The 11,384-nt window shown below is 42.6% G+C and carries 9 protein-coding genes; 3 read left to right on the top strand and 6 right to left on the bottom strand.

Annotation, left to right across the window (positions count from 1 at the left end):
• On the top strand, positions 1–1,239 hold a 1,239-nt coding region (locus AACZ11_RS12590), incomplete at its 5' end, for a choice-of-anchor Q domain-containing protein (protein ID WP_290624836.1).
• Between the two features lie 51 nt (positions 1,240–1,290).
• Here AACZ11_RS12590 and AACZ11_RS12585 read toward each other — a convergent pair.
• On the bottom strand, positions 1,291–2,577 hold the full coding sequence (locus AACZ11_RS12585; protein WP_290624837.1) for an acyloxyacyl hydrolase: 1,287 nt from the start codon (positions 2,575–2,577) through the stop codon (positions 1,291–1,293).
• Between the two features lie 56 nt (positions 2,578–2,633).
• Between AACZ11_RS12585 and AACZ11_RS12580 the strand changes: the two genes are divergently transcribed.
• The gene (locus AACZ11_RS12580) at positions 2,634–4,004 is read left to right on the top strand and encodes an alanine/glycine:cation symporter family protein (protein ID WP_290624844.1); all 1,371 of its coding nucleotides are present in this window, start codon (positions 2,634–2,636) and stop codon (positions 4,002–4,004) included.
• Here AACZ11_RS12580 and AACZ11_RS12575 read toward each other — a convergent pair.
• The 5 genes from AACZ11_RS12575 to AACZ11_RS12555 all read right to left on the bottom strand — a co-directional run bounded on the left by AACZ11_RS12575 (position 4,001) and on the right by AACZ11_RS12555 (position 10,216).
• Positions 4,001–4,936, bottom strand: a complete 936-nt coding sequence (locus AACZ11_RS12575; RefSeq protein ID WP_290624838.1) for a hypothetical protein — start codon at positions 4,934–4,936, stop codon at positions 4,001–4,003. The genes AACZ11_RS12580 and AACZ11_RS12575 overlap by 4 nt on opposite strands.
• Positions 4,936–6,360 (bottom strand): MBOAT family O-acyltransferase, encoded by a 1,425-nt coding sequence (locus AACZ11_RS12570; protein ID WP_290624839.1) that lies wholly within the window; start codon positions 6,358–6,360, stop codon positions 4,936–4,938. The genes AACZ11_RS12575 and AACZ11_RS12570 overlap by 1 nt, the downstream gene beginning before the upstream one ends.
• Before the next feature lie 76 nt (positions 6,361–6,436).
• A complete protein-coding gene (locus tag AACZ11_RS12565; RefSeq protein ID WP_290624840.1) occupies positions 6,437–7,900 on the bottom strand; it encodes a hypothetical protein in 1,464 nt (487 codons plus the stop codon).
• An 88-nt stretch (positions 7,901–7,988) separates the two neighbouring features.
• Positions 7,989–9,065, bottom strand: a complete 1,077-nt coding sequence (locus AACZ11_RS12560; protein ID WP_290624841.1) for a DNA topoisomerase IB — start codon at positions 9,063–9,065, stop codon at positions 7,989–7,991.
• 65 nt (positions 9,066–9,130) lie between these two features.
• Positions 9,131–10,216: a M42 family metallopeptidase gene (locus tag AACZ11_RS12555; RefSeq protein ID WP_290624842.1), complete on the bottom strand. Its 1,086-nt coding sequence runs from the start codon at positions 10,214–10,216 to the stop codon at positions 9,131–9,133.
• A gap of 107 nt (positions 10,217–10,323) precedes the next feature.
• Here AACZ11_RS12555 and AACZ11_RS12550 point away from each other — a divergent pair, with 107 nt between their 5' ends.
• A complete protein-coding gene (locus AACZ11_RS12550) occupies positions 10,324–11,022 on the top strand; it encodes a DUF4294 domain-containing protein (RefSeq protein ID WP_290624843.1) in 699 nt (232 codons plus the stop codon).
• Positions 11,023–11,384 lie beyond the last annotated feature (362 nt).

Raw genomic sequence — 11,384 nt, 5'->3', positions numbered from 1 at the left:
CAAGGAGCTGATCCGGATACCGGTGGTGGTGGTGTCTTTAATAATGGAGGTACATTGGATATTCTTAATGGCACAACCATTATTAATAACATAGCTTCCGGGACGTCAGGATCCGGTGGAGGACTCCTTAGCGTTGCAGGGGATGTTACCGTAACCGACTCGAATTTTGAGACGAATGCTGCGAACAGAGCCGGTGGCGCCATTGAGATCATCGATGGAACGCTTACGTTTGAATCATCCATAATGACGCGTAACGATGTTAATAGTGCTGCGGGAACACCCAATCCGGGTAATGGAGGTGGACTTCATGTAACTGGAACGAGCAGCACCATAGATATCCTTACGAGTACCATCACAGGTAATTTTGCCGCTAACGAAGGTGGAGGATTGTGGAACCAGAACGGAACAACCATGAACATTGTGGATTCAACGATCGATACCAATGATGCCCCCGAAGGTGGTGGTATCTATAATAACGGAGGCGGTATAGTAACTGTCATGACAAGTACCGTTTCAGGAAATACAGCATCGGTATCCGGGGCAGGTATTCAAAATAATGGTGCAAGTTTCGACTTAAATGCAGTGACGGTAGCAAACAATGTTTCTTCCGGAACCGGTGGTGGAATAGAAAGTACAACGACTACTTCACTGAAAAATACACTGGTGGCTACAAATACAGCTTCTTCCGGAGTAGATGTAAACGGAACGTTTGTTTCGAATGATTATAATCTTATTGGGAACGATGACGCAGGAGCATTTCCTGAACAAGCCAACGATATTGAAGGCGCAGATCCTATGCTGGGACCACTGCAAAATAACGGTGGGACCACCGAAACACATGAGCTTTTAGTTGGCTCTGTGGCGTACAATGCCGGGGACCCTGCTGATTTGTTCGATGATCAAATTGGGCAGACCGTTTTTCAAGGACGACGTGATATTGGTGCTTTCGAAGCACAGGATATCTTATTGTCTATCGACGACATCGTTGACAGTGGAAGTGGCATTGTCATTTATCCGAACCCTTCACAAGGAACGGCAACGATCGCAATTCCTGTTCAATTTGGATCGGAGATTCAAGTGACGATTATTGAACTTGGCTCAGGAAAAATTGTAAAACGTTTCTCTTCAGTAACAGGTGCAAACGATGTAAGTTTTAATGGAATGGCAAATGGTGTATATATTATTACCGTTGTTTCTGAAAAGGCTTCGTCAACCCATAGATTGATTTTAGCTAAATAAAACGTTCTCATTTTAGTTAGTAAAAACCCCTTCCACCTGTGAAGGGGTTTTTTAATTGCGATTCTTGAATCGGAAGCTATACACGTACCCAATCGCCAATTCAGTATAGTCTGCCTGACCCAAATTCGAATTGATATGCGCACCAACATATATATTATGTTTAGGGGCCTCCGAAGTTCCAATAAAGTAGTATTTTAATCCTAAGCGGGAAGAGATACGGTGCTTTAATTTGAACTTGGAACCAAATTCACCTAACTCCCAAAACTCGGGAATATCTCTGGGCGTATTGTCCCATCCTTCATTAATGCGCCATTCGATCCTATAAGCGGGTTTGTGGAAATTATACCCTAATTGAAGGTCCAATCCTATATGGTTTAATAAGAATTCTCCATGAACGAACGCTCCAATAGCACTCGAATTCCAAACAGGTGCCTCCTTGTACGATTCAAATTCTCTGCCTTCCTGAACCAAGGACTCATTTCCTTGGATGTAGTCATAATAATGTTCATAGAAGCGGTAGTACACCCCAATCCCTAACCGGAAGGTATTATTGAATACATGACCGTATTCTGCACTGGCAGCATAGACTTCCTTTTTATCATTAAATGCCAATGCAAATACATTTTGTCCGATGCCGGTTCGTAAATCGATATAGCTGTGGATGCTTCGATCGTAGGCGGGAGGGATGGTATCAATTTGTTCAGGTGCACGATGCAGCGGATTTAGGAGTGCAGCCGAAACACTTACCAAAAAAGAATTATAGCCTTGATTTAGCAGCCGGGTATGCCCGTTAGAATGATGAGAATACCCAAGTCCTACACGCCAGTCAACACGCTTGGAAGATATAAAACGGTAATAGAGATAGGTGCGGTATGCCCAAGTTAGATCGGTAGTCACGGCATTGTTGTTTGGGTTTTCGACGGGGTCATACTTTTCAGTGAAATAAGATCCGCCCATCCCAACGAGTGTAGTAAAGCGTTTACTGCCAAAGACGGGAAATTCGATGTAAGGAATGACAGTTAAGGCAATTCCTAAACTGTCTATATTTCCAAAATCGGTAAAACCAAACCCAATACCGGTTCGAGTGCCTTTAAGTCGCTGTGCCCATTCTTGCGGATTAAAACTATGGTCCCTCCCTATATTAATAATGACTTGTTTTTGTAGATCTCTTTCCGGAAATCCATCATTGGATTCTGCGGTCTTTCCCAATAGCAGTTCCGGCATGAATAAGGCCGAGCCCTTTTTCCAAGAAGTCGCTTCTTGAGCACACAAGAAGCCCGAGAATAGGATGGTTAATGTGGTTAGCAGTCGTTTCATTGGCAATACAAATAAAAACATATCTGCGGAATTTAAAAATTTAAGTTCTATTTTAGTTTGCTAATACCGTACGAACACTGGAACTTTTAGATAAAATCTTTGCTTCTACGTCCCACTACGCTTGGGAGGGACTTCTTTTTCTGTTGATAGGCGGCGGACTGTATCTAATAGTTAAGATTCGCTTTCTGCCTTTTCGCTATTTGGGGCATGCTATTGCCGTATTACGCGGGCGTTACGATAATGAAAGTGATGCTGGTGAAATAAGCCATTTCCAAGCACTTACTACTGCGCTATCTGCTACGGTTGGCATGGGAAATATAGCCGGTGTAGCTGTGGCGATCGCCATAGGAGGTCCGGGAGCTGTCTTCTGGATGTGGGTAAGTGCAGTGATTGGCATGTCTACAAAGTTCTTTACCGCAACTTTGGCAGTTCTTTTCCGCGGTAAGGATAGCCATGGGGAAATACAAGGAGGACCCATGTATTTTATTGTGGAAGGTTTAGGTAAAAAATGGAAACCGTTGGCCGTATTTTTCAGTATTGCAGGTCTTGTAGGTGCATTGCCCGTGTTTAATGTCAATCAGCTTACACAGGCGATCAACGATATCCTCTTAAAGCCCGTAGGACTTTACGCTGGTTTTAACAGTAATATACTAGTGGGTGTGGTCTTGGCAATGCTGACAGCTGTTGTAATCCTCGGCGGACTTTCTCGTATAAGCAAGACAGCATCGCGCATGGTTCCGGCAATGGTCATACTTTATTTTGTACTTGTATTGTTTATTCTGGGGGTCCATATAGATGTGGTCCCAGAATACTTAGCCTTAATCTTTACCGATGCTTTTTCAGCATCGTTTTATGAAGGAGATACTTTTCTGGGAGGCATCGTGGGAGCCCTCATCGTTTTAGGGATTCGACGCGGAGCTTTTTCAAACGAAGCAGGTATAGGAACTGCACCCATGGCTCATGGTGCGGCTAAGACCAACGAACCTATTCGGGAGGGGCTGGTTGCCATGTTGGGACCTGCCATCGATACCCTTATTATATGTACGCTTACGGCATTAGCAATCTTGGTGACGGGCGTGTGGCAATCTACGGAAGCGAATGGTGTTAGTTTAACGGCCAATGCCTTTATGGAAGCCATACCAGTATACGGAAAATACGCACTTCTTTTGTGTATTGCCGTGTTTAGTATTTCATCATTATTCTCTTATTCTTACTACGGAACGAAATGCATGTCCTTTTTATTTGGCGCGAAATACAAGAACTTATACAATTATTTGTACATCGCAAGTATTCTAATGGGAGCTACCACATCGCTAAGCCTCATGATCAACTTGATCGACACCTTCTTCGCGCTTATGGCAATCCCCACGATGACAGCCACGATCCTGTTAGCACCACGAGTGGTGAAAGAGGCAAGAATATACTTTGCCAAACTGAAAAGGTCTTAACGCAATTCATTCAACTGTTGCTGAAGCATTTTGGTGAAAGTTGCAGCCCCCTTAGGATTCAGATGGCTTTGATTCCAATAATCGGTTACAGAGAATTGAAGCGTATCTTCTTCTTTGTCTAAGAGCACCACGTTGGAATAGCGATCTAAAACCACCTGCATGATACTGTCTCGCCTGTGAAGTATCCCGGGATGACGTTTGGGCAAATAGGACTTGTACATTGGGATATGAGAGATTACTACTTGTAGATCCTGCTCTTTCAAATAATCGAGCATTTCAAAGAAATAGGCGGAATTATGCTTAAAGACGGCAGGGTCGGGTTGGGTATTGATCTTGAAACGGAGCGGCGCGATCTTCGATTCGTCATAGTTCCGATTCTTGAATACCCCTGAATAATTGAGCGTATCAAAACCAAATGAATTATAGCCGGCAGGATCGTTCTTGCTTATGTACTGATCCCAAATCTTTTCAGAATAAAAGGCAGGAAAGGAGAGGTAGATCAGTCGGTCCTTGAAGTAGGTGGTGCGTTCAAAACAATTAACATCATAGTACTTGAGATACACGGCATTTTTCCAAAAATTCGAACTGTTGTGAGGCAGTTCAAAATGACTATAGGAAACCTCCAGAACAACCGTTTTTAGTTTAGGAAGTCTTGGTACCAACGCCTTCAGTATCTTTAAATCGGTGTTGTGGTGTTGGTCTCCCGAAGCCAGATTGATTGTAAGCGGTTCGAGCTGAGCGGCGTTTACGGCATCCTTCATTTGAGAGGAACCCAAGACAAGTACTTCCAGCTGCGACGCTTTTTCCCGAAGTAATTCACTGTTCTTTTTATAGCCTGAAGGCAATCCCAATGTAAGATATTCCATGACTGCATACCCTATAAGTACGGGGACAAAGAAAATGAGCAGATATTTAACAAACGATCTTGGCATCAAAACTGAAAATAGATAAAGGCTTCCTTAGGTTCGGCATAACGTATCAATAGAACGATCGCCACATAATACATTGCCCACCGCAGTGGTTTCTTCAGTTTAAATTCCAACTGTTGTAAAGGAAAATCCTTTGTTCGGGTAAGCATTTCGGCAATCAATAAAAAAACCAAGTACAACAACTTAACTCCAATAAGACTTGTAATTCGAGTATCTTGAGTGAAGCTAAAAATGCGTTGCAGGATAAACCATGCTTCGGAAATGGAATCCGACCTGAAAAAAACGGACGAGATGGTGAACATCACAAACACATATCCCAATGAAAAAAGCCAAGGAGCAGCTTGTAGCCGCTTCCGAAGCGTTCCCCTATTCGGAAAGAAAGGAATTCGTTCCAGCGCCAAAATAACACCATTAAAGATTCCGAAAGCTATAAAGGTCCAATTGGCACCATGCCAAAGTCCCACTAGAAACATGGTAAGAAGCATACCTGTCGTTCGTAGCGAAATAGTCACACGTTTGGCCGATCGAACAAACGGGAGGTAGACATAGTCTGTAAACCATTGTGTAAGTGTGATGTGCCAGCGCTGCCAGAACTCGGTCATACTCTTGGCCAAATAGGGCAGATTGAAGTTCTTGCTAAGCGAGAACCCGAAGAGTTTTGCGGTACCAATAGCGATATCTGTATATCCTGAAAAATCACAATAGACCTGGAAACAGAACAGTACGGCTGCGAAAATCAGCATGAACCATCCATATTCATCGGGAGCACTAAACACCATGGTCACAGCCAATCCCAGTTTATCGGCTACTAGGATCTTTTTAAATAAGCCCCACAAGATTTGTCGCAGTCCTTCTTTGGTCACTTTAAGATCGAAGGTTCGGTTATTCTCAAATTGAGGGAGGAGGTGACTTGCGCGTTCAATGGGACCGGCGACCAATTGAGGGAAGAAGCTCACAAAACATAGAAAATTGAGTATGTTTTTTGTCGGTGCAATTCGTTTTCGGTACACATCTATGGTGTAGGTCATGGTCTGGAAAGTGTAAAAACTAAGTCCGATAGGAATTACTACATTCCAAAAACCGTAGCTCCCTTCAGAAATGGAGAACAGTTGAGTAAACCCTTCCGTAAAGAAATTGAAATATTTAAAAATAACCAGAACCCCCAGATTCCAAAGGAGACTACTCCATAAAATTAATTTTCTGTATGGTGCTTGCGTACTGCGTTGCAGCAATTGTCCTGCGAAGAAATCGATAAATGAACTTCCTAATAATAAGAAGAGAAACCGCCAGTCCCAGAGCCCGTAGAAAACATAACTACCAATAAGGAGTAACGTATTTTGTGCTTTCCTTCGGTGTGTTCCTATACTCCAATAGAGTGCGTAAACAATAACCAGAAAGAATCCAAAATCAAATGAATTGAATAGCACGGGGTTGGGAGTTTAACAGCTAAGATAAAAAAAGGCTGCCGTTTGGCAGCCTTTTCACTATTTTTTTACGGAGGTCTTATTGGCCTTCAATCAAAACGTTATCGATAGCAATATCCTCATCACCTGAATCCAGATAGATTGCGAATCGCACCGAAACAGTAGATGAGGCGGTAGGATTTGTAACACCATTATTCATAAAACCGGCTCTGTACTTAATAAAAGTATCTGTAATCTCAGTACCGTCGCCAATACCGTCCAAATCGGTATCAATTTGAGGTGCCGTATTAAAAGTTGTACCGTCATTCTCTATTGCGAAAACAGGGGTCCATGTGGTCCCATCGTACGAATATTCTATTTTTACATAGTCGTTTGCGGCATCCCAGTCCTCATTACTTCCGTCATCATCTTCTGCGAAGTATGTGGACACCTGAATCGAGGAATAGGCGGAAATCATAATATTTTCAAAAGTAACATACTGTAAGGGTGCTGCGCCGTCACCATCCAGATCTTGGGCTGCAAAGAAGGAGGATCCTTGAATGTTACTAAATGAAACACTGCCACCAATATTAGAACCATTGGTTCGTATAAAATAGTCGGTGCCATTATCGGTAAATTCCGGAACACTTGTAGTATACAATACGGTAGCATCCTCAAAATCTTCAAAAAGGAGTTCGGTATAACAGTCTACGAGCGGATCACTTTCAAACTGCCCCGTAAGGACGCCGTAACTGTTGGACTGCCAGCTCCAGGTACCCCATGCTCCGGAACAATCGTTGGCTCCGGGAGCTTCATTGTTAAAATTATGGGTGCCCGACCAGTACACCGGATTTCCATTGGCCAGATAGCCAACGGTTGTGGTGCTTCCGTCCCCGCTATTAATTTCGCAATTGGTAAAATTACCTGTAGCTACACAGTTATCTTGATACCCGATTCCATTGTATTGTGTTGTTCCCAAAAGTGATTGGGTGGTCACAGCACTTTCTCCGTCAGCAGTGGTGAACATCATGTTGAAGGTTTGTACCCTGCCGGCGTCAAGATTTGGGTGGCCATTACAATTGATGCAGTTATACGTTCCCGTTATAGGTGTCACCGGAGCTTGTCGGGTATGTTTAGCCACAAGTACCGAACTTTCCATATTCTTAAAAACAACATTGCTAACGGTAGGTTCACTGCCATCTGCTTCGACAGAGAACGTAAACCTAAGGTCGTTCGAGCTAAACTCCAGATTTTTAACAGTTGTGTTGGGTTCGACCCTTTCTGAAGCATAGGCTGTGTAAATTTCTCCGTTGTGAAGTTTAAAGATAGCCCTTGGATAATTTGAAGCTATTGTATTGGCGGAAAAACTGTCCTCATTAGGAAATAAAATATGTACGGTAGCCCTATACTCAGAATTCATGGTCGTGAAGACTCCTTTATAAGTTGGTATTTCGCGCTGTGTAATGTGCGTTGTGAGATCTGAAGCAGTCACATCTTCTACAGGATCTACATCACAGGAAAGTAAGAGAGATAGGACGCTAATGGATAGTAATAATTTTCTCATTATGTTTTTTTTAAGACGCAAAAATAGGCCGGTCCTTGAATTGTATGTTTAATTCTAGGTTACCAAAGGATTAAATATTGGGGTGATGTTAGTCTAAAACGACTCTATATTCACTAAACAACTGTAACAAAGTAGTTTCGGTCAATGAAAGATGTGGGTCAGTGTTTGAGGATTCGTCTAAGATACGAAAATACTTTTTAATAGCACCGGATTCGTAGGATTCCGGAAGCATGGGATGCACATAATATTTCTTGCATACGGTTCTTGTATTCCCTAGACCTTCGGCAGCAGCGTCGTAGGCCTTCAAGATAACACTTTTACGCTCTTTGGCAGTTTCAGAAAGACCCTCATTATGTAAGGTTTCAAAGAATATCTTACTTGCGGACCATGTTCTAAAATCTTTCGCCGAAAAGAAATCACCACTCAGTTCTCTAATGTAATCATTTACCATTCCGCTGTCGATACTGTGGTGTTTGCCATCTTCGTCATAGTATTGAAAAAGCTCCCAACCCGGAATATCTTGGCATTGCATGATTAGTTTGCGAAGTTTTTTATTTCGTACTGTCACAGAGTGCTTTTTCCCTTTTTTTCCTGTAAAATTGAATTTGAATTGATTTCTATCGATGTTGAGGTGCTTTGTACGAAGGGTGGATAGTCCATACGTCTTGTTGCGTTGGGCGTAATAATCGTTCCCTATGCGTATGTGTGTTTCTTCCATCAATCGCAAGACCAAGGCAAGACATTTACGTTTGCTCATTTTAGGAAGTTTCAGGTCACGGCTTACTTGGGCTCTAACGGCAGGTAGTATGTTTCCGAAGGCCGCCATCTTGAAAAATTTGGTCTTGTTGCGAAGCTGCGACCAATGCGGATGGTATCGATATTGCTTTCGATTCTTTTCATCTCTGCCAACCACTTGCAGATGTCCGTTTTGCAAATGCGTGATGCGCACGTCCTCCCAAGCCGGAGGGATGACCAATTCTTTAAATCGCTGCAAGGACTTTTTGTCCGATACTTTATCACCCTTAAAGGTATAGTAGAATCCCCGGCCATGACGATGCCGTTGAATGGTGAGTTTGTTCTCGGTGATATAGATCAAATTGGCAACTTGTGCTGCTTCTTTAGGATCCTTCAAAATCTTCTTAACCTGGGGTGCTTTAATGACCATAGGCTAAAAATACATTTCCTTCTTCCTAAATTTTCTTAAGGAAATAACAAATCTTTCAGAAAGTATTAGTCGAAGTAGCTAAAAGTCTCGTCCTTTTTAATCCGCTGTAAAGATTCATATATAAGTTTTATCACATTCTCTACATCTTCTTGATGTACCATTTCGACGGTCGTGTGCATATATCGCAATGGTAGTGATATCAAGGCACTCGCAACACCGGTGTGGCTATATGCAAAAGCATCGGTATCGGTGCCTGTGGCACGTGACAACGCTGCACGCTGAAAGGGTATCTTTTTCTTTTCGGCGGTATCGACAATAAGATCACGCAGTTTTTGCTGTACTGCAGGAGCATAGGCAATCACAGGGCCGGCTCCAATTTCGGCATGGCCTTGCTTCTTCTTTTCGATCATGGGAGTCGTTGTATCGTGTGTCACGTCGGTGACAATGGCCACATTGGGCTGAATACGTTCTGCGATCATTTGAGCACCGCGTAGTCCTATTTCTTCTTGAACTGAATTAGTAATATAAAGACCAAAAGGTAACTTTTTCTTGTTTTCGTGCAAAAGGCGAGCCACTTCGGCTATCATAAAGCCTCCCATACGGTTGTCCAAAGCGCGGCATACAAACTTGTTGTTGTTCAGGATATGGAAGGTATCGGGGTAGGTGATGACGCACCCCACATGAATACCCATGCTTTCCACTTCTTCTTTATCTTTGGCACCAACATCAATAAATATGTTCTCAGGTTTCGGAGCTTCTTCTTTGGCTTTGTTCCGCGTATGGATAGCAGGCCAACCAAAGACACCTTTCTTAATGCCCTCTTTGGTGTGAATATTGACAATCTTAGAAGGAGCAATTTGATGATCGCTTCCGCCGTTGCGAATTACGTATAGCAATCCGTTATCACTTATATAGTTCACATACCAAGAGATCTCGTCGGCATGCCCTTCGATCACGACCTTATAGGTGGCCTTCGGATTGATCACGGCCACCGCAGTTCCGTAGGTATCGGTAATGAATTCATCCACATACGGCTTCAAATAATCCATCCACAGTTTTTGTCCGTCCCATTCATACCCCGTAGGGGACGCATTGTTAAGATATTTCTCCAAAAATGTGAACGATTTTTTTGTTAAGATTGACTTCGCCATGGAATAAATTTAAAGTGAGCCTCAAAATTAAGAATTAAAACTAAAGTATGGGATGCAATTTGTTTAATTTTGGAACGATTTTAGTATAAGAGACGCTAAAGACATTTATGAAACTATTGCCCTATATTTTTGGTATCTGTTTTTTGATTGGCACCCTGTCGCATGCCCAAACCGAAGAGCGATATGCCGAACAGAAGTACGATACCAGTGAAACATTTTATTATATTATTGAAGGGGATACCATTCCTCGCGAATTCATCGATCTCGAAGAAGTGATCCTGCTTCGCAAATTGGAGTTCGACTCGAAGGAAGATCGAAGACGCTATCTCATCTTGCGGCGGAAGACACGTAAGGTATATCCCTTTGCAAAAATGGCAGCAGAACGGCTTACGACCATGACCGAACGCCTAAAGACCCTGGATCGAAAACGCGATCGTAAAGTATATACGAAACGTATCCAAAAATATATAGAAGAAGAATTTTCAGAAGAATTAAAAAAGTTAACCCGAACCGAAGGACAGATCCTGGTGAAACTAATTCACCGGCAAACAGGGCGAACCGCCTTCGATCTGGTAAAGGAACTACGTACGGGCTGGCGAGCATTTTGGTATAACACAACCGCCAATATGTTCGATATCTCTATTAAGGAAGAATACCAACCGTTCTCTAACAAAGAAGACTATCTTATAGAGGATATTTTGGAACGTTCTTTTCAAGCAGAGATTTTGGAACGCCAAAAACCTGCATATCCTATTGATTATTTAGAACTCACGCAACACTGGAATAAGCGCACTGTTAATAACTAGTTCAGGTTCAGTCTTGTGAGTTGTCTTTGTTTTATGTATCTTGGCAGTTCGCTCTTTTTTTTGGGTGTTCCGCTTCCTGCCTTGGGCAGTTTTGCGGCGGGCTTTCTGCTGTATCTCTCCCGCGCCTTTGCGCTGGAGAGGATGTCGCTTCAATCCCTAACACATTTTTTTTTGGCGATAAATAGGTAGTATTCAAGCGCTTATTTTTCGTTCAAAAAAAAGATTGAAAAAAAGGTGAATTTGATTTGGTAGAATGGAAAAGGTGGTTGTATATTTGCACCCGCTAAAACAATGAGTGACTATAGAGACACGATTTGTTTTGTTTTGAAAAGAGATTAAAAGTTCATTGGAATATTGAAATT

This window comes from uncultured Altibacter sp. (genome assembly GCF_963972995.1).
Taxonomy (GTDB): domain Bacteria; phylum Bacteroidota; class Bacteroidia; order Flavobacteriales; family Flavobacteriaceae; genus Altibacter.
This window is presented reverse-complemented; position numbering and strand designations above follow the sequence as displayed.

Excerpts from the sequence above, each read along its gene's own strand:
- AACZ11_RS12585 (WP_290624837.1), bottom strand. The coding sequence starts at position 2,577 with ATGTTTTTATTTGTATTGCCAATGAAACGACTGCTAACCACATTAACC.
- AACZ11_RS12575 (WP_290624838.1), bottom strand. The coding sequence starts at position 4,936 with ATGCCAAGATCGTTTGTTAAATATCTGCTCATTTTCTTTGTCCCCGTA.
- AACZ11_RS12565 (WP_290624840.1), bottom strand. The coding sequence starts at position 7,900 with ATGAGAAAATTATTACTATCCATTAGCGTCCTATCTCTCTTACTTTCC.
- AACZ11_RS12560 (WP_290624841.1), bottom strand. The coding sequence starts at position 9,065 with ATGGTCATTAAAGCACCCCAGGTTAAGAAGATTTTGAAGGATCCTAAA.
- AACZ11_RS12555 (WP_290624842.1), bottom strand. The coding sequence starts at position 10,216 with ATGGCGAAGTCAATCTTAACAAAAAAATCGTTCACATTTTTGGAGAAA.
- AACZ11_RS12550 (WP_290624843.1), top strand. The coding sequence starts at position 10,324 with ATGAAACTATTGCCCTATATTTTTGGTATCTGTTTTTTGATTGGCACC.